Source organism: Roseibium aggregatum, assembly GCF_014692675.1.
GTDB classification, from domain to species: Bacteria; Pseudomonadota; Alphaproteobacteria; order Rhizobiales; family Stappiaceae; genus Roseibium; species Roseibium aggregatum_C.
In genome coordinates, this window is sequence record NZ_JABFCZ010000024.1 from 1 (window position 1) to 21,291 (window position 21,291).

Sequence of the window (21,291 nt, forward strand, 5' to 3'; positions counted from 1 at the left end):
GGTCGTGATCGACACGACGCTCGAAATCCACCGACGTGTGTCCCCACGCGGGCAAACGCCCCTCCCAGCGCCAGTGCTGCTCAAGATCCTGCGGCGTCAGAATGTTCGGTGTCAGTGCACGGTTCATTGTCTTGTCTCCGGTTTGCGGCGCCCGTTACGGGCCTTAAGGCTTCGGGTATAGGAGGCTGTCACAGTTCTGTTTCCTGAAGGCGCAATCGATTGCACATGCAGACGAAATACTTCCCAAGATATCCGGTCAGCTTCGGCTGACCAGAACGGCGCCTCCCAGAACCATCACCAGTCCGAGAAGCCTCATGAACGACATGGACCGGACTTCGAGCCCGAAGGCCCCGAAATGGTCCACCAGCATCGATCCGACCAGCTGTCCCGCAACGATGCAGATGAAAAACACCAGTCCGCCGGTCACAGGCGCGATCGCAGCACCCGCGGCAACGAAAGCCGCTCCGACAGTTCCGGAGAGATAGACCCACCAGGGCACGCTCCCGAGCGTTCGCCGGCTGATCTCGCCATGCCCCATCACCAGAAGGAACAGAAGAATGCTGGCAAAGGCGACCCCGATCGAAACCGCCGCCGCGCCATAGGCGCTGCCGACCGACCTTGCCAGCATGCCGTTCAACGGCGGTTGAAACGACACCACTATTCCGACAGCCAGGGCAGCCAGCATGTAAGGTAACATCTGCATCGCCGGATCACGCCTCGACCGTCTTCTGTTCCCGCAGTTTCGCCAGATGCGGATATTTCTCCGTGAGCAGGGCCCCGTGGTAATAGGTCGTCCGGAAGGGCTCTGTGGCCCGGATCCGGTCCAGCCAGGCGCCGATTTCGGGATGATCGTCCCAGATGGAGCCGAGATTGATGTCATCCATACGCACGATCACCGGCATGATCGCCAGATCGACCAGGCTGATCTCCTCGCCCATGATCCAGGGGCCGCCGCTTTCTGCCAGCCAAATGGCCATGCGTTCGATCCCCCGGCGCAGCCTGCCGAGGGCTTCGTCCATATCCGCCTTTGGAAAGCCGGTCCGGCCCATCTTCATCAGGAATTCCCGGCGGAGCGGCTTGCTGTCGCAAAGGGCCTGGAACTCCTCCTCGGACATGGCCTGGAAATGCGGCAGGAACGCCAGATTGTAGGACGGCACCCGGATCGCCGGCGTCGGCACCTCGTCGACAAAGCGCATCATCGCCCTGAGCCGGGCCATTTCGCGCGGATCCTCCGGCCGCATCGGCGCCCGGTCGGGAAAGACGTCTTCCAGGTATTCCAGGATCACGGCGCTGTCGATCACCGGCGTGCCGTCATGGACAAGCGCCGGCACCACGCCGTTCGGATTGATCGCCAGATACTCCGGCTTCAGCTGATCCCCTGAAAAGAGGTCCAGCTTGTGTTCCGTAAAGTCCAGTCCCTTTGCGTGCAAAGCGTAGCGCACACGCTGGGAACAGGTGGACTGGGGAGCGTTGTAAAGGACGAATTCGGTCATGGCGTCAGTCCCAGTTCAGGATTCTCGGCAGCTTCTTCAGCCGTGCCAGGGTTCCCACGATACCGAGCGGGAAGAACATCAGGCACAGCATCATGATCATGCCCGTGGCGAAGATGTTGATTTCCGAGGCCCCGAGTGTGGCAACGAAGAACTCGTTGAAGACCACAAGCAGGATCGCCCCGATAACCGGGCCCGCGACCGTTCCCTTACCGCCCAGGATGCACATCAGCACCATGTTCACAGACACCAGGATGATCAGGAAGATATTGGGCCGGATATAGGTCAGGTATTCGCCCCAGACCGCACCCGCCATGCCGACGAAGAAGGCCGAGATCGCAAACGCGAGAACCTTGTAGAAGCGGGTGTTGATGCCGGCACTTTCCGACTTGATCTCGTCCTTGGAGATCGCCCTGAGACCCAGTCCGAACTTGGAATGCCTGATCCTGTAGCTCGCCCAGACCGTAAACGCGGCCATGACGACGAAGGCATAGTAGTACGGCAGCTTCGCCCACTGGACGGGAAGGTCATTGGCCGGCAGCGACAGGCCGTTCGATCCGCCGACGAAATCCCAGTTATCGAACAGGATCTTGAAGATCATCACCAGCGCCAGCGACGAGATGATAAAGGACGGGCCGCGGACACGCAGCGTGATCAGACCGATGACATAACCGAACACGGCGGCAACGAGCCCCGCCAGCGGCGCGAGAATGATCGTCGATATTCCGTAACGGGCAAAGATCATCCCGGCGAAATAGCCGCCGATAGCGAAGAAAACGTTGTGGCCGAGCGAGATATAGCCGGCAAAGCCGCCGAGTATGTTCCAGCCGGACGCCATCACCACATAGCTGGCCGTAAACAGCACCAGATGGATCAGGTAGTTGTAGTTGCCCGTGAACTGCAGGGCCGGCAGCGCCAGCAGAAGAGCCAGAACCGCGATCGGGAACCAGACGGATCGTCCCTTGTCCGCCTCTCCGGCGAGACCGGCGTAGTAGGCTTTCCGGGCGGTAATTACTTCATTGGTATCAAGGCTAGTCACTATGCCAACTCCGGTTTTTCGCCAAAGAGCCCTTGAGGCCGGACCATGAGCACCACGAAGAGCGCCACGAAGAATGTGAGGGTCGACCAGGTCGCACCGAAATAGGTGCCGACGAAGGCGGCAATCACGGAAAGAATGAGGGAAGCCAGAACCGTTCCCAGGATCGACCCCATGCCGCCGAGCACGACAAGCGACATCAGGATGGCGATCCACTCCCAGTGCTTCGACGGATAGAAGGAGAACACGAAGGAGACGAGCGAACCGGCCGCACCGGCAAGGCCAATGCCGATGGCGAAGCTCACCAGGCCCACGAGATTGACGTTGACGCCCAGAAGTTCGGCCGCCTCCCGGTTCTGCGTGGTCGCCCGGATGGCGTAGCCGAACCGGGAATATTTCAGGAACAGCGCCAGGGCACCGATGATCGCCAGCGAGACCATACCGGCGTAAAGCTGCCCCTTGGGAATGAAGACATCTCCGATAAAGAAGGCATCGGTCGCGTAATCCGGCGAGGTCACCCTCTGGGTGTTGGTGAAGGCGGTGCCGAGTGCGCCTTCCACGACCATCGCCAGGGCAAAGGTCAGGAGCACGGTCATCTCGGAATATTTCGCGGAGCGCGCTTCCCGTTCGAAGACGAGCTTGTAGAGAATGACCGCGGTCGCCGCGAGAATGACGACGGCGACCGGCAGCATGATCAGCGGATCGACGCCGTAAAGCTTGAAGCCCCAGTAAGCGACATAGGCGCCGCCCATGATCAAGGACGGATGCGCCAGATTGACGATCCGCATGACCCCGAAGACGAGGCTGAGGCCGGATCCCATCAGGGCGTAAACGCCGCCGAGTGCGAGCCCGAGAATGACGATTTGAATGATCTCACCCATTACGCAGCCTTCTTTCCGCCGAGATAGAGTTCCTGGATCCGCGGATCGGAAAGGACCTCATCCGCCGGCCCTTCGAACAGGGTCCGGCCCAGATCGAGAACCACGCCCCAGTCGGCATTCTTCAGACCGGTCAGCGCATTCTGTTCCACGAGCAGAATGGTGATCCCCTCCCCGGCCATCAGCCGCATGATGTCGAACATTTCCGCGACGATTTTCGGCGCCAGTCCGAGCGACGGTTCATCGAGCATGACGATGTCCGGCTTGATGATCAGCGTGCGGGCCATGGCAAGCGTTTGCTGCTGACCGCCCGACATGGTGCCGGCATGCTGGTCGCGGCGTTCGCGAAGGATCGGAAAACGCTCCTCGATTTCGTCGATCCGCTTTTCCAGCCCGGATTTGTCGGCGAGCGAAAATCCGCCCATGCGGAGATTTTCGCGCACGGTCATTTTCGGAAACAGCGCCCGCTCCTGCGGCACGAAGCAGATGCCCTTGCGCAGGACCTGGTCGGGCCGGAGGCCTTTAAGGCTTTGCCCTTTGAATTTCACATCGCCCTTGCGGATCTTCAGCATGCCGCAAATGGCCTTGAGCAAGGTGGATTTACCCGCCCCGTTCGGACCGATGATGCAATGGATCTTGCCCGGTTCCACAGACAGGTGGGCACCGTCCAGAATGGCCGGACCGTCGCCATAGCCGGCTGTGAGACTGGAGACTTCAAGAAGTTTTTCCATCAGGCCGCCTCCTCGACTGCACCGCCCAGATAGGCTTCCAGGACTGCCGGATCCTCCTGGATTTCGGCCGGTTCGCCTTCCGCAATCACCTGCCCCTGCGCCATCACGACGATGCGATGGGAAAGCCGCATGATGAGATCCATGTTGTGCTCGACGATCAGGACCGTCAGTCCCTTCTCGTTCAGCTTCCGGATATGGCCGATGATTTCCTCCAGAAGGGTCGGACTCACCCCGCCGGCAGGTTCGTCCAGTAAGATGATCTTCGGATCGCTCATCAGGAGCGCCGCCAGGTCCATGAGTTTTTTCTGGCCGTAGCTGAGATTGGATCCGTCCTCATGGGCGATCCGGGTAATTCCGAGGAAATCGAGAATGCCGCAGGCCTTATCGATCTCCTCCTTGCTCATGGCCGGGCGGAACAGATCGCGCCATCCGCGGATCTTGGACTGGCAGATCACGTTCTCCAGCACCGTCATGTCAGCGAGATTGCGCGAGATCTGGAAGGTGCGGGACAATCCTTGCGCCGTGATCTGGTGCGGGCGCAGCGTATCGATCCGCGCGCCGTCGAGCCAAACTTCTCCGGAAGACGGTGTCATCGTCCGGCTGATGCAATTGAAAGCCGTGGTCTTTCCCGCCCCGTTCGGGCCGATCAGCCCGGTGATCGAACCGCGCTCAACCGTGAAACTGCAATTGCTGACGGCTGTGATGCCGCCGAAATGCTTGCTCAGACCCTTCACTTCAAGCATGGGAACTCCCTGTTTAAGGACAATACCGGGCCCGGCCGCAACCGGGCCCGATAGGCGTTCGATGCTTAGAAGCCACCCTTCGGATAGGTCATCTTGGAGACTTCCGGGAACTCGCCCGTCGGATAGACGAACTGCAGTTCACCGTCATTCCACTGCGCGACCAGGAACGGCTTGTTGAGGGGAAGGCCCTTGTCGTCCCAGGCAAAGCGGCCGAGGATCGTGCGGACCGGATTTTCCGGGGTCCGTTCCGACAGCCATTTGCCCATGGCCGCGTTGTCGGTCGAGCCGGCCCCTTCGATAGCCTGTTCGATGCCCTGGCAGACAGCGAAGGGAATTGCCGCGTCTTCGTCCGGCGCTTCACCGTATTCGTCGGTAAAGGCCTTCACGAAATCCGCATTGGTGAACTCCTTGCCTTCCAGAAGGCCCTTGAAGGGGGCAGCCGGATGCCAGGCGGTGTGCATCAGAATGCCGTCGGAGGCGCTCTTTGTGCCTTCGTAGAATTCAGACTGGGTCCCCTGGCTGTAATAGACCATCTTGGGCGTGGCCTTGACGGTCTTCAGCGCACGCGTGAGTTGGACCGCCTCTTCGGCGGAGGCCGTCAGCGCGATGATCAGCTCCGCATCCGACCGCTTGATCGAATTCGCAAGGGTCAGCCAGTCGTTGAACCCTTCCTCGGGCCATTTTTCCGTGTAGACCGTTTTGATCCCGGCATCCGCAAGGTAGCCCGGCGCAAGATCAGCCACCTCGCTGCCGTCAGCGGGATTCATTACCTTCTGACCAAGCAGACCGGCTTCGATCGCGTTGGCAAAGAAATCGTCGGCCGACACCACCGCGGCGGTCTTCGGACGCTCTCCCTCCGGAACCAGATCTTCGATCAGGCCCTTCAGAGAACGGCCGACATATTCGGCGGCGTCAGGCTGGAAATAGAACAGGTTCTTGTGGCCCTGCGTGTAGATGCGCAGCGCGCCGCCGGCCGGGATCGGATGGACATAGCCGTATTTCGCAAGAATATTGGCGACCGGGAACGTCAGTTTCGACGAAAACGTCCCGAAGACGGCATCGACCTTGTCGACGTTGATGAAACGCTCGTACTGGTTGATGGCGGTCGCCGGGTCGGAGCGATTGTCCGACAGGACCAACTCGACTTTCTGCCCGTTGATGCCGCCACGTTCGTTGAGCATCTTTACACAGAGCTCATACCCCTGCTTGTTCTTGGCTCCGGCGATCGAGAAACCGCCGGTGAGCGGCAAGGATGCGCCGATCTTGATTTCCGCATGGGCGGCCGTGGCCATCATTGCCAATGCGGCGGTTGTCGTTAGAAGTGTGCGAAAGTTCATACTTTCCCTCCCTAGGGTTTTGCGGCGCCGCAGGATTTTCTGGATCGATCCTGCAGCATCCCCTGCGCCATGCTTGTTGTCTTATCGGCGCTGTTTATTCCGCAAATCCTGCTCTTATTCAGCAGCCTGCGGCAATTCCAATCCGGTTGGATAGGGTGAGTTCTCGCTCTCAAGCTCGATGCCGGCCGCAAGCGCGACGGTTTCAAGCAGGGCAGCGAAATCCTTTTGCAGATAGGCGTCCGGGTCGTCCTTGAGCGTCGCCGCTCCAAAGTGGGCCTGCAACGCTTCCCGGGTCGCCGCGGTGACCGGCATGGGCACTCCGAGGTCCCGCGCGGAACTCAGACCGAGATCCAGGTCCTTGCGCAGGAGCCCGGGTGTAAAGGTCGTGGTCCAGTCGAGATTGACGAAGGCGTTCGTCTTGTACCGGGTGAAAATCGATCCCATGACCGAGTTGTTCATGAAATCGAGAAAGGCCGACCGCGGAATTCCCGCCTTTTCCGCCAGAATGGTGATTTCGGCGAGGTTCTGTGTGACGACGCCGAGGAAGACGTTGTGGGCAATCTTGCAGAAACGGGCGAGTTCCCCCTCGCCCACATAAGACACGCCGTTTGCCGCCATAGCGGCAATCACCGGCCGCACCTTTTCGAATGCGCCGCGCGGACCGGAGGCAACCGCGCTGAGCTTGCCGGCCTTTACGCATTTGCCGTTGCCGCTGACCGGCGAGGCAATCAGTTCCGCGCCTCTTTCAGCGAGCCGTGCCCGGATAGCGGCGGACTGGTGATCGGCGATCGACGAGCAATCGAGGAAGATCTTCGGCGTCTTGTCGCCTGAAAGAACCCCGTTTTCTCCGAAATAGACCTGTTCGACATCCTGCCCGGTGGACACCATGGTGCCGAGAATGTCGACTTCGGCCAGGTCCCTGGGGCTGTCGACCAGTGTCGCACCCTTGGCTGCCAGGGGTTCCGCCTTCGAGCGGGTCCGGTTCCAGACGTAGACATCATAGCCTGCATCGACGAGCCTTTCCGCCATGGGATAACCCATGCGCCCCATTCCGACCCATCCAATCTTAGGGCTGCTCATTGACTATCCTCCAACTTTAAAATGCACAGCCGACCGGCGCCGGATAACCGGCGTCCGAAACGGTGTCTTCTTCTTCAGTGAAAACCGGGAATTGGCGTAGCGCCCAGGGGCCACCGTCCCGAAGGAATGCGGCCTTCATTCCGGGAATGCTGTCTCCGGAAATATTGCACCCGCCTTGGGATACCGAGACGGCCTCGCCCAAACCCGAAAGCACAATACGGCAAACCGCCGGCGAACCGGCGTCCGACATGTCGGCAACCTGGATCATCTTTCCTCCCACATCAAATGCGCTGCGCCTTTTACTACTGGCTGCTTTTGCGCAATCGATTGCATTGAACGTTATGCCCGCCCAAACTATCGGTCAAGTCTTTTTCGCAATCGTTTGCGAAATTTAATCTGACCAGCTAGATTTCTGTGAAAGTTGAGACAAGTCCGCCCCGTTTAAGGAAACGATGACCAAGCCGGTAACATTGAAAGATATCGCACGCGAAACCGGTGTGCACGTGTCGACGGTCTCAAGGGCCCTGGATCCCAATGCCCGCACCTCCCTCACGACGGAGGTGGTGGAACGCATTCGCACGGCTGCGGAGCGGATGGGGTACCGGCCGAACCGGCTTGCCTCGGGCTTGCGGACGAGACGGACGATGACCGTCGGCCTGATGCTGCCCGATATCGCCAACACCCTTTTCCCGCCGATCGTTCGCGGGGTCGAAAGTATCCTGGAGCCGAAAGGTTATGCTTCGATCATCGTCAACACCGACGGCGACCGGGAGCGCGAGGGGAAGCTTGTCGATGTTCTGCTTCAACGGGGTGTCGACGGCATCATTCACGCAGCCCCCTATCGTTCCGACCCTCGGATGGTGGCTGTCAGCCGCCAGGGCATGCCGATGGTGACGGTCAACCGGCAGATCGAGAATTCCCAGATCCCCGCCGTTATCAACGATGATGCCGGCGGCATCGCCGAAATGCTTCACTATCTCTACGATTCCGGACATCGACAGATTGCGCACATCGCAGGACCACAAACACTGTCCACGGGCCGCGGCCGCATGGAAGCCTTCAAGGTGGCTACCAGGGAACTCGGCCTGGATCTGCCGGAACACGCCATCGCGGTCTCTTCCCATTTCGACGAAGACGAGGGCCGCCGGTGCACACGGGAACTGTTGGCGACCGGCTGGAAATTTACCGCAATCCTATGCGCCAACGACCGCCTTGCCCTCGGCGCCATCGATGAACTCCACCGCCACGGCCTGTCCTGTCCTGACCACGTGTCGGTCACCGGTTACAATGACATTCCCTTCCTGGATCTCATTCCGCCGGGCCTGACGACTATCCGGATCCAGCAGTTCGATGCGGGGCGCATGAGCGCGGAGCTTCTCGTCAAGATGATGACCGAGCCTGATGCGACCATCCCCAGAACGACGATCCTGCCGGTGAAACTGATCGAACGCGGCAGCGTGAAACGCATCACCTAGAACCGGATTGAATCGCAATCAGGCGGCCGGGCGTCCTTTTTCGCCGACCCGGCTGCCATTCGAATTTTTATTGCAAAATATGCAATCGTTTGCATACATTATGGGTAATCGCCTGCTTCTGAAGACCGGTATCCCGACATTGGAATCAGGCAGAACATATCGGCTGGGGAGGCCTGCGCATGAACGGTTGGACAAACGGTTCCGGCATAATCGCACTGGAAGAACACTTCATGCATCCGGCGCTTTCACAGCATTTCGGCCCGGCCGCAGATCCGCCGTCCAACGTTAGGGCCCGCCTTTATGATTTTGCCGGAATACGGATTGAGGAGATGGATGCGGCCGGCATCGATATGCAGGTCCTGTCACACCAGTCTCCTGGCAGCCAGCGGCTGTCCGACGATGTCGCTGTCGAGGCCTGCAGGTCCGTCAACGATGCGCTCGCCACCGTGATCCGCGAAGCGCCGGACCGTTTTGCCGGCTTTGCCATGATCCCGACCATGCTGCCGCAGGCGGCCGCAGACGAGTTGACCCGCGCGGTGGAAGAACTCGGCTTGAAGGGGGCCATGATCCACGGACTGAGCCGTGGCAGGTTCACCGATGCGGAGGACTTCTGGCCGATATACAAAAAAGCGGCCGAACTCGATGTCCCGATCTACCTGCACCCTGCCCTTCCGGACAAAACCGTTACCGAAAGCTACTATGCCCCTTATGACAAAACCCATCCGGCGCTGGTAAAGGCGGCCTGGGGGTTTGGCGTGGAAACGGGCACCCAGGCGGTCCGGCTGATCCTGAGCGGCGTCTTTGAAAAAGTTCCGGACCTGAAAATTGTCCTCGGACATCTCGGGGAAGCGATACCGTTCCTGCTGCCGAGGATCGACGAAGCGCTATCGCGGCAGGAAAACACCTCTGCATCCTTTGCAGATGTCTTCCGGAACAATTTCCACATCACGACGAGCGGGTTCTTCTCCGATGCAGCCCTTCAATGTTGTCTGGAGACGATGGGCCCCGATCACATCCTGTTCGCGGTCGATTGGCCGTATGTCTCCAATACCGACGGCGTGAACTGGCTTAAAAACAGTCCGATCGACGGTGATGTGAAATCTGCGATATTTCAGGGAAACGCGAAAAAGCTGCTTAGGGTCAGGACCCATTAATTTTGCGCATTCTGTTTGCCTGGGAAGGTTGGAATGAGCGTAAGAACGAGCGCAGGACAGGTTGGTCCTATCCAAGCTCGATTTTGCGGTCAGGCCGGCCTTCCCTGACAAACCCGAAGGGCGGGGTGTCTTTGTCCCCTGACGGCGTTAGAGACCCTTGAAAACCGAATGGTTTCCTGCGGATCTCTGCCTTGTCAGCAAACAAATCCTCTCCCGCAGAATGTGTAAAATTAATGGGTCCTGACCCTAGGCTCTGACGAAAGGAAAAAGGCTTCCCGCCTTATATTTGTGTCCCGGCCGCAAACTTATCACGCGCAGACAGCTTGCCTGCCGCGTGCTGCGGCCGGGCCGTCAATGCTTTTCAGACGTCCGGTCTGGAATATTTCATAACCCAACGATCCAGGGATTCGTACAGGGCATCCATGTCCTTCTGCATCTCTTCATGCGCCAGAGACCAGTTTTCCGCATGTTCCTCGGTCGCATCTTTCAGCTTCTGTGCAATGTCCTGATGCATTTTTTCAAGGACCACCAGCTCCCCGGCCGCCTCAACCTTGTGGGAGGGCGAATCTTCGGCCAACTTTTTCTTGGCCCGGTCGATCTCGGCTTCGAGAGACTGCAGCCGTTCTTCGAGATGTTTCGGATAAGTTTCCTGGGTCATCTATTCCGTCCTTTACAAGCTCAGGCCTCGGTGGCGACCAATTTGAATGTATGGCCACCTGCTTTCAAGCGGACATTCGCAGGCGGCGCCGTATCGCTCATTGATGCAACGCAAAGGATCATTCGTTCTGTAAACACGTCACTGAGACGGCTCGTCCCGAACCGCCGGAATGCGGAGTGGCGCAAGGCCACTCCGCACAACCCCGAGCCTGGCCTCAATGGACGATTTCGTCCCAGCTCGGGCAGTTCCGCTCTTCGAGCGGCACTTTCCAGGGCCCAAGGTTGGTCTTGTCGATCAGCACTGAAGGCACGGTAATATCCGCCGGTACGGTTTCGCCTTTCAGATGCATCAGCCCGGCACGAGCTGCCGTGCAGGCGATCTTGAAGGCGCTGAATTCGACCGTTGCAAGCATGGTCCCGTCCTCGATCATGCGGATGGCCCCGTCGAGGCCGTTTGCACCGACGAGTTTGGCGCTGCGGCCCGCCTCGTTAAGAGCATCGAATGCGCCATAAACCATGACGTCGTTGGCGGCCCAGATGCCATCGATCTCCGGATATTTCTTGAGCGCAGCCACCGTCACCTCATGGGCGGCAGGTTTCTGGTACATGCCGGTGACGATATCCAGGACCTCGATACCCGGGAATTCGGCTGCGGCGTCTTTCATCCCGGCAACGCGGTTGCGGCTGGTCGGAGCCGCCGGGTTTCCTTCAATCGCCAGCACCTTGCCCTTGCCGTCCATGCCTTCGAAAAGCGCCTTGGCTCCGTTGTACCCGACGGCATGATCGTCCGACCCCACATGGGCCACGAAAGTTCCCTGCAGCCTGTTGATGAAGGAGACGACAGGAATACCGGCGTCGGCGAATTTCTTCGCATCCTCCACCATGGCCTTGTCGTCGACAGGGACGAAAATGACCAGGTCCGGCTTTTCTTTCAGCGCCTCGATAACCAGGGCCTTCTGCTGATCCACATTGTCCGGTTTTTCAGGCACGAAATGCATCGTGCGCGCACCTTCCTCCTTCGCAACGAGATCGACGCCCCGGCGCGCTGCCGCATAGGCAGGATTCGTATTGTTCTTGGTGAAGACTGCAATCAGGGGACCGTCGGCAAAGGCCGCACCAGGCAATAGCAAGCTCCCCGCCGCGACGATTGCCGCGGCCGCCAGTATCGTTCTCATGTTTTTTCTTTCCTCCACTTGTGACCATGCTTCCGCCTTCATCGGCGTTATTCCCTGAATAGGGGCACGGTCCTTTTGCCGCGACCGATTGCTTGCCGGTATCGCGGCTTTTCACGCAGAAGAGATTAGGTGGCGGCAGATCAAAGGAAAAATATCAAATACCGAAGGCTCCATAAGTCAGCCTTATAAGCAGGCTCCCCATAATCAGGATCCACAGTGGGACGGTTTAAAATTTGAAATACCTGGTACGAACCGATTGACCTGCGGCTGCCGTTGATTACTCTCCGCCATGTATACATTTGGGAGGGATAAATGAAATACGGCATCGGTCAATCGGTTACGCGCAAGGAAGATCAGCGCTTTCTGACCGGACAAGGGCTTTATGTCGACGACATCAAGGATGCCTCCAAGCTCCATGCCTATGTGGTCCGCTCGCCTCTCGCCCATGCAAATATCCGTTCCATCGACGTCGAGGCCGCCAAGGCGGCCCCGGGGGTTCATGCGGTTCTGACCGGCGCCGACTACGAGGCGGACGGCATCGGCGGAATTTCCTGCCACACGATCTTTCCCGGCGTCCATCAGAACGTCAAAACGGCCCCTTTTGCGGCCCTTGCCAAGGACAAGGTCCTCTATGCCGGCATGGCCGTTGCCGTCGTGATTGCCGATAGCCGTATCCTTGCCCAGGATGCCGCCGAGCTGGTGGACGTCGATTACGACGAATTGCCGGTGGTAACCGATATCCCGTCGGCCCTTGCCGACGGCGCCCCTGCCATCTGGGACAGTGCGCCGGACAATGTGGCCTTTCATATCGCGCTCGGCGATGAAGCCGCGACAAAGGCCGCCATAGATGCAGCAGCCCATGTCACCCGGCTCACGCTGCACAACAATCGCCTGTCGGCCAACGCTCTCGAGCCGCGCGGAACGACCTGCAGCTACGACGCACGTGATGCCCGCGTGACCGTGCAGACCTCGACCCAGTCGCCCCATGCCGTCCGCGCCGAAATCGCAGGCGTGCTCGGCCTGGCACAGACCCAGGTCCGCGTCCTTGCCAAGGACGTCGGCGGCGGCTTCGGCATGAAGGGCGCCGTTTATCCGGAGGACGTGCTGGTTGCCTGGGCGGCGAAGAAGCTGCACCGCACCGTCTGCTGGCAGGCCGACCGGTCCGAATCCCTTCTGGCCGACTATCACGGCCGCGACCAGCTGGTCGAAGCCGAACTGGCGCTGGATGCAAACGGCAAGATAACGGCGCTTCGTGTTTCCAGCGACTACAATGCCGGGGCCTTCCTCGCCACCGGCGGCGGCGTATCCGCCATGTTCGCGGCCACGCTTGCGACCGGCTGCTACCATGTGCCCGCGGCTTACGCCCTCTCGCGCGCGATCTACACCAATACGTCGCCGACCCAGCCCTACCGCGGCGCCGGCCGTCCCGAAGCGTCCTATCTGATCGAACGGCTCATGGACAAGGCGGCCCGGGAAACGGGCCGCGACCGGATCGAGATCCGGAAACTGAACATGGTGACGCCGGAGCAGATGCCCTATCAGACACCGCTCCTCTACAAGATCGATACCGGCAACTACGGCGCCGTTGTCGACAAGGCACTGGACGTCAGCGACTGGGCCTCCATGGACCGGCGCAAAGCGGATTCAGCCAAAAACGGCAAACTGCGCGGCGTCGGCATTGCGCTCCACATGGAAAATGCCGGACTGGTCAATGAATCCATGGAAATCCGCTTTGATCCGGGCGGAAGCGTGACTGTGCTTGCCGGCACCTTCTCGCACGGTCAGGGCCATGAAACGGTCTATGCCCAGATGGTCTCCGATTGGCTCGGCGTGCCGTTTGACAGCATCCGGGTCCTGCAGGGCGATACCGACGCCGTTTCCTTCGGGCGCGGCACGGTCGCGTCCCGTTCCATGATCAACGGCGGCGGGTCGCTCAAGATCGCGGCCGACAAGGTGATCGACAGGGCGCGCGCCATTGCCGGCCATCTGCTGGAAGCAAGCGCGGACGATGTCGTGTTCGAGGCCGGCGAACTGAAGGTTGCCGGAACGGACAAGAAAATGCCGATCCAGAAGGTGGCGGCCATGTCGTTCCTGCCGATCCTGCCGCCGGAACTTGGCATCGGGCTGTCCGGTGAAGGCGATTTCCTGCTGCAGGGCTTCACCTTCCCGAACGGCTGCCAGATCGCGGAAGTCGAAGTTGATCCGGAAACAGGCGACATCGACGTGCTGCAGATCGTCTCCGTCGATGACGTCGGCACCGTCATCAACCCCATGCTGCTCGAAGGCCAGATGGTCGGCGGTATCGCGCAAGGGCTGGGCCAGGCGCTGATGGAAGACGTGATCTATGACGAGACGGGCCAGCTCACCAGCGGCAGCTTCATGGATTATGCCATGCCGCGGGCGACCGACATGCCGCCGATCAATTTCTCCACCCTGAGCACACCGACGGACACCAACCCGCTCGGTGTCAAGGGCGCGGGCGAAGCCGGCACGGTCGGGGCAACGCCGGCGATTATCTCAGCAGTGCTCGACGCGCTGGCGCCTGTCGGTGTGGAGGACATTACCCTGCCGGCGACGCCCCACAAGGTCTGGAGTACCATTGCGGAGGCTTCTTCTTGAAGTTCCTCCTTATAGGATCAGCCCGATCCGCTGACGGGAGCAGCGGATGACCGGGAGGAAGGCATGACCATAGAACGCCAGGAGCAAGTCACCGAGGCCGTGCTGAAGGTGATGGAACAGACCACCGATCCGCGCATGCGCGAAATCATGGTCTCGCTGATCACCCATCTGCACGGCTTCATCCGGGACGTCCGGCTGACCGAGGAGGAATTCCGTCAGGCAACGTCGATCCTGAATGAATTCGGCAAGCTGACCACCGATACCCACAATGAAGCGGTGCTGATGGCCGGCTCTCTTGGCGTCTCCTCGCTCGTCTGCCTGCTCAACAACGGCAACAACGGCGCGACCGAGACAACCCAGAACCTGCTCGGTCCCTTCTGGCGGCTGAATTCCCCCAGAACCGAAAACGACGCCTCGATCGTCCGCTCCGATACGCCGGGCGAGCCGATGCTCGTAACCTTCACCGTTACCGATCAGACCGGGTCCCCGATCGTGGGCGCCGAGGTGGATATCTGGCATTCGTCGCCGGTCGGTCTTTATGAAAACCAGGATCCGGACCAGGCGGACATGAACCTGCGCGGCAAGTTCACCACGGACGACAAGGGCGAGATCCGCTTCCGCTCGGTCCGGCCCGCCGGTTATCCGATCCCGACCGACGGGCTTGTCGGACGGCTGCTCGCCGCACAGAACCGCCATCCTTATCGACCGGCTCATGTCCATGCGCTGGCCTTCAAGGAAAGCTTCAAGACGCTGATCACCCAGATCTATGCCGACGACGATCCGCGACTGGAAACCGATGTCCAGTTCGGCGTAACCAGGGCGACAACAGGACATTTCGTCCGCCATGACGATCGGCACCCCGACATCGCGGACCTGACCGGTCCCTGGTATTCCCTCGATCACACCCTGGTCATGGAACCTGGCGAAGCACGGCTGCCCCAGCCACCGATCAAGTGAGGGCTCCGGCCATTTTCAATTCGGAGGGCACCGCCTGCTGCACTTGCCGGAGCATGCCGAAGACAGGACCAACCCCGATCAGGATGGGCGTGCCCGCCGGCAGGTCCTGAACGCCGGCTTCCAGATCTTTCAACCGACCTGACCACCGCGCCTCGTCGGAACGCGAAATATTCGCCATCGCCACGACCGGGGTATTCGATGCCTTTCCCTCCGCGATCAGCCGCGCACTGATCCGCCCTGCCATGCGCGCTCCCATGTAGAATACGGTTGTCGTCGCCGGATCGGTGAGCCCGCTCCAGTCGACGGTTTCAGGCAACTCGCCTTTACTCGAATGGCCGGTCACGAAGCGAACCGACTGGGCATGATCGCGATGGGTCAAAGACACGCCGAGTTCGGCCGCCATGGCGGAGGCCGATGTTATGCCGGGCACGACGGAGACCGGAATGCCCTCGTCTTTCAGCCGTTCAATCTCCTCGCCCGCCCGGCCGAAAACCATGGGATCACCGGATTTAAGGCGAACGACGTTTTTTCCGCTTCGGGCCAAGGAGACCATCATGTCGTTGATGTCTTCCTGACTGCAGCTCTGCCGTCCGCCCCGTTTGCCGACCAGCATGCGTTTGGCCTCGCGCCGGGCAAGCTCCAGGACTTCGTCGGAAACGAGGTCATCGAAAAGGATGACATCCGCTCCCTGCAAAGCCCGCACGGCCTTCAGCGTCAGATATTCCGCGCTGCCGGGACCGGCGCCAACCAGAGTGACCCGGCCCTGCCCGGCAGGTTGCGCACGCGCAACGGTTTCAACGAGGTCCGAGACCCTCCGATCATCCTCCGGCGCTTCGCGCCCGGAAAAAGCGAATTCCGTAAACCGTTCCCAGAACCGCCGCCGTTGTGATCCCGGTGCAAGCCGGTCCAAGACGGCGTTGCGCACACGCCCGGCCAGGCCGGCCCATCCCGCCAGACTGAGCGGCAGCAGCGTTTCGATCCGCCGGCGGATCGCCTGACCCAGGATCGGAGCAGCCCCGTTGGTCGAGATGCCGACGACGATCGGCGAGCGGTTGACGATGGAGCCGAACTGGAACACGCAGAAAGCCGGTTTGTCGATCACATTGACCGGAACCCCGGCTGTTTTTGCAGCCTGGAAAAAGGCTTCCGCCTGCTTATCCGTTTCCGCGTCCGCGATTGCGAGCGCCATTCCTTCGAAATCGCCGGCATGCCACTCCTTCGCATGATGAACGAAAGATCCGCTGACGCTTCCCGTCAACAGGAGCTTTTCCATCGCCGGATCAAGGGTTTCCGAGTAGACATGAACCTCCGCCCCTGCCGCGCCCAGGAGTTCCGCCTTCCATGCGGCCGCATCCGTACCACCGGCCACAATCACCTTTTTGCCCGCGAGCTGGAAAAAGACGGGCAAGGTTGCGAGCGCCTCCATTCGCGGAGCGCGACGGGAAGGTGTCACCTCAACCGGCTTTCGCGATGTCGTCATCATCCGTTCCTTTCGCGGCAAGGTCATTGAGGAGAGCGTTGATTTCCGACCGGCAGGACCCGCAATTCGTTCCGGCCTGCAGAACTTCGCCGATAGCCGCGACGGTCGCCGCCCCGTTCTTCGCGGCTGCCAGGATCTGGTTGACGCCGATCTGAAAGCAGGAACAGACAATGGCCCCGCAATCGGGCCGGTCCGCCGGAGTCCGTCCGGCAAGAACCCGGTAGCGCTCGACCGGGCTCGTTGCCGTGGCGGATAGCAGACCGCAGGCCCATTGCCGGGAGACTTCGACCGGTTTTGACCCGAAAAAGAAGGCCGCGGTCAGGTCCCCGTCCTTCCAGAAAGCCAGCCTGTAGGACCCTGAGGTCGCGTCCTTGTAACTGAGCAGCTCGGCATCAGTACCGGACGCGGAACAAAGCTCCCTGGCGAACGCCTCGAAGTCCGTTTCCGTATAACCTGCCAACTCCAGCCGCCAACCGCCGTCGCACGGGGCGACCGCCCAATAATCCGAAAGGTGCTTAGCCGGCTTATTTCTCAGGATTGCAAAGCCGTACCAGGCGCAGTCCTGCTTGCTAATGGCCACCGGTGTAAACTTCGAACCGGGCTGGCCGGAATGAAGGTCCGTTTTAGGTGCGACAACCGCATCGATCCGCCCTTTCGACGAAAACTGATCGGTCCAGTGCATGGGCACGAAGACGGATCCCTTGCGGTTCCGGCCGCTGACATGGGCGCGCACAACGACGCTGCCATGGGGACTTCTGACTTCCACCAGTTCGGCGTCCGCAATCCGCGCGGCCCTGGCATCATCCGGGTGCAGTTCTGCAAAGGGTTCGGCGATATGAGAGGTCAGCCGAGCTGTCTTCCCCGTCCGTGTCATCGTATGCCACTGATCGCGGATCCGGCCTGTATTCAGGACAAACGGATACCTGCGTTCCATTTTTCTGAGCTTTGCCGGCTCCACACCGATGAAATTCGCCTTTCGATCCTCCGTAAAAAAACCTCCGCCTGCGAAAAACCGGACATCACGCTCAGGCTCCCCTGCCCTGCGTGGCCATTGGATCGGAGCAAGCGCATCGTAGGTGTCGGCATTCAATTGCGACAAAGCGCCGATATCGAAATCGCGCGACCCACCGTTCTCTTGAGCAGACAAGGCCGCGTATTCGGCAAAGATCTCCGCCGGTCCGGAATAATCGAACCCGTCGCCAAACCCCATGCGTTTCGCCACTTCGCTCAGGGCCCACCAGTCAGGCCGTGTTTCGCCCGGCAGGGGTAAAAACCCTCTCTGCCGCGATATCCGCCGCTCTGAATTGGTGACCGTACCGTCCTTCTCGCCCCAGGCCGCCCCGGGCAGCAGCACATCCGCGTAAGCGACCGTGTCGACGGCTTTCGAGACATCGGAGACCACGACAAACGGGCAGGATTTCAGGGCGAGCGCGACCTCATCCGCGTCGGGCAAGCTGTCGACCGGATTGGTTGCCATGATCCAGATCGCCTTGATCCGGCCGTCGCGGACGGCCCTGAACATGTCAACGGCCTTGAGCCCCTGACGGTCGGCAATAACCGGACTGTTCCAGAAGCTCTGCACGATCCGCCGATGGTCCGGGTTTTCGATCGCCATGTGACATGCCAGCATGTTGGCAAGGCCGCCGACCTCGCGGCCTCCCATGGCGTTCGGCTGCCCGGTGACGGAAAACGGTCCCATGCCCTTCCGTCCCATCCGGCCGGTCGCCAGATGGGTGTTGATGATCGCATTGACCTTGTCGGTGCCGCTAACCGACTGATTGACGCCCTGGCTGTAGACGGTGACGGTCTTTTCCGTGCGGGCCACCATCGTATAAAACAACGCGACATCCTGCGGCTTGAGGCCGGTTGCCCGCGCGATTTGGGCAATGTCGCAGGTCCCTGCACATTCAAGCGCTTCTTCAAAGCCTTTCGTGTGCCGCGCGATATAGGTCTGGTCGAGCGTGCCGGTATCCTTCAGGAACGCCAGAAGTCCGTTGAACAGTGCAACATCGGTGTCCGGCGTCAGCGCCAGATGCAAGTCGGCAATTTCACAGGTCGCCGTCCGGCGCGGATCGATAACGACGACGCGCATGCTCGGATTTTTCGCCTTGGCCGCCTCGAGCCGCTGAAACAGAACCGGGTGACACCAGGCCAGGTTGGAGCCGACCAGAACGACCAGATCCGCCTGTTCCAGGTCCTGGTAGGTGCCGGGAACCGTATCCGAGCCGAAGGCACGCCTGTGGCCGGCGACCGAGGACGCCATGCACAGGCGCGAATTGGTGTCTATGTTGGCCGAGCCGATGTAGCCTTTCATCAGCTTGTTGGCGACGTAGTAGTCTTCAGTCAGGATCTGGCCGGAAACGTAGAAAGCGACACTGTCGGGGCCGTGTTCGGCGATGGTTGCCGCGAACTTCTCCGCGACAAGTCCGAGCGCCTCGTCCCAACCGGCCCGTTTTCCCGCGATTTCCGGGTAAAGAAGCCGGTCGTCAAGGGACAGGGTTTCGGCAAGCGCAGACCCTTTCGAACACAATCTGCCGAAATTCGCCGGATGGTCCGGATCGCCCTTGACCGACACGGAGCCATCCGCCGCCCTGGACACCACAACGCCGCAGCCGACGCCGCAATAAGGACAGGTTGTCTTGATCCCGTTTTCTTGTCTGGTCATTGTTTCCAACCTTCTCGGCCCATATGCCTTCTCCGTCCTCATGGTTTGCCAATGAGTTGAAAGAACAGCGTGATGCACAGGATTGCCAAAACCCCGGAGACGATTTGCCAGAAGCGCACCGGGTCCCTTTCGGCAAAGGGAACCATCTTGTCCGGGCGAAGACTTGCGTTCGGCCGGCGCAGATCCTCAAGGAACTCGCTCAACGCCTCGTAGCGTTTTCCGGGATCGATGTGCACGGCCCGCGCCAAGGCACCGTCGACCCAGTCCGGCACCCTGGCGGTCTGCGACGCCGCCGACCTGTAAGTCAGTGCGTTCTGCGCTTTCAGGCTGTGCGCCCGGGAAACCTTGCCGCCGTAGGGAAGTTTGCCGGTCAGCATTTCATAGGCGACGACGCCCAGGGCGAACTGGTCGGACCGTTCCGTGCCCCGAAAGCCGAGGAAATATTCCGGTGCGCTATATTGATGAGTTCCGAGAATTTCCGTGTCGTCCAGACCGGGGGCAGCCTCCAGAACCCCTGAAATCAGGACGGACCCGAAGTCGATGATTTTCACCACGCCGTCGGAACAGATCATGATGTTTTCCGGGCGCAGATCCTGATGCAGCATGCCGTGGCGATGAAAGGCCCTGAGGCCCGCCGCGACCTGCTCGATGATGCCGCGAACCGTTTCAAGATCCGGCTGAGGATTGTCCGTCATCCACTGGCGCAGCGTCCGGCCCTCGACATATTCGGTGACGGCGAACAGGTGTCTGCGCTCACGGGATGCTTGTACGACCTTCAGGACATGAGGTGAATTGAGCCGCCTTGCGACCCATTCCTCCATGGCAAACCGGCGCAGATAATCGCCATCGCCACGGAGGTCCACGGACGGCACCTTCAGGACCACGTTCCGGCCCGTTTCTTCGTCGGTAGCGAGATAAATATGGCTGCGGCTACTGGCATGCAGTTCACGCAGAACACGATAGCCTTCAAAGTCGGAAGGGGGCCGCAGCAGCGGTGCCGGAGGAAGCGTGTCTTCCCCTTCCAGAATGTTGACCGCATCGTTGTCCGGCAATTGGTCGATCCGGGCGATCTGAATGGTCAAATTGTCGTCGCTGCCGGCGTCCAATGCGGCTTTGACGATTGCCATCGCGGCCATATCCAGATCGTCATTTGCCGCGATCAGGGACGCAATGGTTTTCGGCGGCACGAATTCATGGACGCCATCGGTGGTGAGAACAAAGGTATCGCCGGTCGACAGATGCAGATCCCGGTAGTCGACATCGAGCAGGTCGTTTAACCCGATGGCCCGCGCCAGATAGCTTTGCCCTTCCGAAACATGTAACCGGTGGTCCGTGGTCAGCTGTTCCAGCGTGTCGCCGGACATACGCCAGATGCGGGCGTCGCCGACATGAAAGAGATGAGCGTTGCGGCCCTTGAACACGATGGCGTCAAAGGTGCACACATGGCCGCGGTCCTGCGGCAGTCCCGGAGTGTTCTGGGCATGGAGCCAGGAGTTGGCGGCAGATATGACGCGCGTGGCCGCGGTCCTGGCCGACCAGGCGTCCGAGGTGTAATAATAGTCGTTCAGGAAGGATTTGACCGCCGTTTCCGCCGCAATGCCGCTGACATCACTGGTGGAAATGCCATCCGCAAGGGCAAGTGCCGCGCCCTTCAAAACAAGCGGCTGCCCGTCCGGAACCATCGCTCCGTGGAAATCCTGGTTCACGGCTTTCCGGCCGGCCGAGGAATACTGGCCGATCGAAAGAGACAGTCTGGCGTTTTGGACTTGCATCAGCACGGAAATCACCCCTTTGGGATCGGCCCCGCCGGAACG

18 protein-coding genes are annotated in these 21,291 nt (G+C 60.3%); 4 read left to right on the forward strand and 14 right to left on the reverse strand.

What is annotated here, in order from left to right; genetic code table 11:
- Positions 1–256 precede the first annotated feature (256 nt).
- The 9 genes from HK439_RS19945 to HK439_RS19985 form a co-directional block, all read right to left on the reverse strand.
- Positions 257–703 carry a DMT family transporter gene (locus tag HK439_RS19945; protein ID WP_190293239.1) on the reverse strand — a complete coding sequence of 149 codons (447 nt, stop codon included), beginning with the start codon at positions 701–703 and terminating at the stop codon, positions 257–259.
- Positions 704–710: 7 nt separating this feature from the next.
- The gene (locus tag HK439_RS19950; RefSeq protein WP_190293240.1) at positions 711–1,493 is read right to left on the reverse strand and encodes a glutathione S-transferase family protein; all 783 of its coding nucleotides are present in this window, start codon (positions 1,491–1,493) and stop codon (positions 711–713) included.
- 4 nt (positions 1,494–1,497) lie between these two features.
- Positions 1,498–2,529: a branched-chain amino acid ABC transporter permease gene (locus tag HK439_RS19955; RefSeq protein ID WP_328804204.1), complete on the reverse strand. Its 1,032-nt coding sequence runs from the start codon at positions 2,527–2,529 to the stop codon at positions 1,498–1,500.
- Complete coding sequence (locus HK439_RS19960) at positions 2,529–3,407, reverse strand: branched-chain amino acid ABC transporter permease (protein ID WP_190293241.1); 879 nt, start codon at positions 3,405–3,407, stop codon at positions 2,529–2,531. Before HK439_RS19960 ends, HK439_RS19955 begins: the two co-directional genes overlap by 1 nt.
- The gene (locus tag HK439_RS19965; RefSeq protein ID WP_190293242.1) at positions 3,407–4,135 is read right to left on the reverse strand and encodes an ABC transporter ATP-binding protein; all 729 of its coding nucleotides are present in this window, start codon (positions 4,133–4,135) and stop codon (positions 3,407–3,409) included. Before HK439_RS19965 ends, HK439_RS19960 begins: the two co-directional genes overlap by 1 nt.
- Complete coding sequence (locus HK439_RS19970; RefSeq protein WP_190293243.1) at positions 4,135–4,878, reverse strand: ABC transporter ATP-binding protein; 744 nt, start codon at positions 4,876–4,878, stop codon at positions 4,135–4,137. The genes HK439_RS19965 and HK439_RS19970 overlap by 1 nt, the downstream gene beginning before the upstream one ends.
- Before the next feature lie 65 nt (positions 4,879–4,943).
- Positions 4,944–6,215 (reverse strand): amino acid ABC transporter substrate-binding protein, encoded by a 1,272-nt coding sequence (locus HK439_RS19975; RefSeq protein ID WP_190293244.1) that lies wholly within the window; start codon positions 6,213–6,215, stop codon positions 4,944–4,946.
- Between the two features lie 114 nt (positions 6,216–6,329).
- Positions 6,330–7,295 carry an NAD(P)-dependent oxidoreductase gene (locus tag HK439_RS19980; RefSeq protein ID WP_190293245.1) on the reverse strand — a complete coding sequence of 322 codons (966 nt, stop codon included), beginning with the start codon at positions 7,293–7,295 and terminating at the stop codon, positions 6,330–6,332.
- Positions 7,296–7,311: 16 nt separating this feature from the next.
- Entirely contained in the window at positions 7,312–7,563 is a 252-nt protein-coding gene (locus HK439_RS19985) for a hypothetical protein (protein WP_190293246.1), read from the reverse strand.
- A gap of 184 nt (positions 7,564–7,747) precedes the next feature.
- Here HK439_RS19985 and HK439_RS19990 point away from each other — a divergent pair, with 184 nt between their 5' ends.
- Together HK439_RS19990 and HK439_RS19995 are read left to right on the forward strand one after the other, a co-directional pair.
- The gene (locus HK439_RS19990) at positions 7,748–8,770 is read left to right on the forward strand and encodes a LacI family DNA-binding transcriptional regulator (protein ID WP_190293247.1); all 1,023 of its coding nucleotides are present in this window, start codon (positions 7,748–7,750) and stop codon (positions 8,768–8,770) included.
- Between the two features lie 179 nt (positions 8,771–8,949).
- Positions 8,950–9,924, forward strand: a complete 975-nt coding sequence (locus HK439_RS19995) for an amidohydrolase family protein (protein WP_190293248.1) — start codon at positions 8,950–8,952, stop codon at positions 9,922–9,924.
- Between the two features lie 361 nt (positions 9,925–10,285).
- Here the strand turns inward: HK439_RS19995 and HK439_RS20000 are convergent, their stop codons facing one another.
- Positions 10,286–10,582 (reverse strand): hypothetical protein, encoded by a 297-nt coding sequence (locus HK439_RS20000; protein ID WP_190293249.1) that lies wholly within the window; start codon positions 10,580–10,582, stop codon positions 10,286–10,288.
- A 214-nt stretch (positions 10,583–10,796) separates the two neighbouring features.
- Complete coding sequence (locus HK439_RS20005; protein ID WP_190293250.1) at positions 10,797–11,756, reverse strand: sugar ABC transporter substrate-binding protein; 960 nt, start codon at positions 11,754–11,756, stop codon at positions 10,797–10,799.
- Positions 11,757–12,068: 312 nt separating this feature from the next.
- Between HK439_RS20005 and HK439_RS20010 the strand changes: the two genes are divergently transcribed.
- Positions 12,069–14,375, forward strand: a complete 2,307-nt coding sequence (locus HK439_RS20010; protein ID WP_190293251.1) for a xanthine dehydrogenase family protein molybdopterin-binding subunit — start codon at positions 12,069–12,071, stop codon at positions 14,373–14,375.
- Positions 14,376–14,438: 63 nt separating this feature from the next.
- Positions 14,439–15,332: a dioxygenase gene (locus HK439_RS20015; RefSeq protein ID WP_190293252.1), complete on the forward strand. Its 894-nt coding sequence runs from the start codon at positions 14,439–14,441 to the stop codon at positions 15,330–15,332.
- Here the strand turns inward: HK439_RS20015 and cysG are convergent.
- From cysG to HK439_RS20030, 3 genes are read right to left on the reverse strand one after another with little or no spacing between them, the layout of a single operon-like run.
- Positions 15,325–16,812: a siroheme synthase CysG gene (cysG, locus tag HK439_RS20020; RefSeq protein ID WP_419247599.1), complete on the reverse strand. Its 1,488-nt coding sequence runs from the start codon at positions 16,810–16,812 to the stop codon at positions 15,325–15,327. The two genes, HK439_RS20015 and cysG, sit on opposite strands and share 8 nt — an antisense overlap.
- Positions 16,787–19,477: a nitrate reductase gene (locus tag HK439_RS20025; RefSeq protein ID WP_190293254.1), complete on the reverse strand. Its 2,691-nt coding sequence runs from the start codon at positions 19,475–19,477 to the stop codon at positions 16,787–16,789. Before HK439_RS20025 ends, cysG begins: the two co-directional genes overlap by 26 nt.
- 38 nt (positions 19,478–19,515) lie before the next feature.
- Complete coding sequence (locus tag HK439_RS20030) at positions 19,516–21,249, reverse strand: bifunctional protein-serine/threonine kinase/phosphatase (RefSeq protein ID WP_190293349.1); 1,734 nt, start codon at positions 21,247–21,249, stop codon at positions 19,516–19,518.
- Between the last annotated feature and the right edge of the window lie 42 nt (positions 21,250–21,291).

Excerpts from the sequence above, each read along its gene's own strand:
- HK439_RS19945 (WP_190293239.1), bottom strand. The coding sequence starts at position 703 with ATGCAGATGTTACCTTACATGCTGGCTGCCCTGGCTGTCGGAATAGTG.
- HK439_RS19950 (WP_190293240.1), bottom strand. The coding sequence starts at position 1,493 with ATGACCGAATTCGTCCTTTACAACGCTCCCCAGTCCACCTGTTCCCAG.
- HK439_RS19960 (WP_190293241.1), bottom strand. The coding sequence starts at position 3,407 with ATGGGTGAGATCATTCAAATCGTCATTCTCGGGCTCGCACTCGGCGGC.
- HK439_RS19965 (WP_190293242.1), bottom strand. The coding sequence starts at position 4,135 with ATGGAAAAACTTCTTGAAGTCTCCAGTCTCACAGCCGGCTATGGCGAC.
- HK439_RS19970 (WP_190293243.1), bottom strand. The coding sequence starts at position 4,878 with ATGCTTGAAGTGAAGGGTCTGAGCAAGCATTTCGGCGGCATCACAGCC.
- HK439_RS19975 (WP_190293244.1), bottom strand. The coding sequence starts at position 6,215 with ATGAACTTTCGCACACTTCTAACGACAACCGCCGCATTGGCAATGATG.
- HK439_RS19980 (WP_190293245.1), bottom strand. The coding sequence starts at position 7,295 with ATGAGCAGCCCTAAGATTGGATGGGTCGGAATGGGGCGCATGGGTTAT.
- HK439_RS19985 (WP_190293246.1), bottom strand. The coding sequence starts at position 7,563 with ATGATCCAGGTTGCCGACATGTCGGACGCCGGTTCGCCGGCGGTTTGC.
- HK439_RS19990 (WP_190293247.1), top strand. The coding sequence starts at position 7,748 with ATGACCAAGCCGGTAACATTGAAAGATATCGCACGCGAAACCGGTGTG.
- HK439_RS19995 (WP_190293248.1), top strand. The coding sequence starts at position 8,950 with ATGAACGGTTGGACAAACGGTTCCGGCATAATCGCACTGGAAGAACAC.
- HK439_RS20000 (WP_190293249.1), bottom strand. The coding sequence starts at position 10,582 with ATGACCCAGGAAACTTATCCGAAACATCTCGAAGAACGGCTGCAGTCT.
- HK439_RS20005 (WP_190293250.1), bottom strand. The coding sequence starts at position 11,756 with ATGAGAACGATACTGGCGGCCGCGGCAATCGTCGCGGCGGGGAGCTTG.
- HK439_RS20010 (WP_190293251.1), top strand. The coding sequence starts at position 12,069 with ATGAAATACGGCATCGGTCAATCGGTTACGCGCAAGGAAGATCAGCGC.
- HK439_RS20015 (WP_190293252.1), top strand. The coding sequence starts at position 14,439 with ATGACCATAGAACGCCAGGAGCAAGTCACCGAGGCCGTGCTGAAGGTG.
- cysG (WP_419247599.1), bottom strand. The coding sequence starts at position 16,812 with ATGACGACATCGCGAAAGCCGGTTGAGGTGACACCTTCCCGTCGCGCT.
- HK439_RS20025 (WP_190293254.1), bottom strand. The coding sequence starts at position 19,477 with ATGACCAGACAAGAAAACGGGATCAAGACAACCTGTCCTTATTGCGGC.
- HK439_RS20030 (WP_190293349.1), bottom strand. The coding sequence starts at position 21,249 with ATGCAAGTCCAAAACGCCAGACTGTCTCTTTCGATCGGCCAGTATTCC.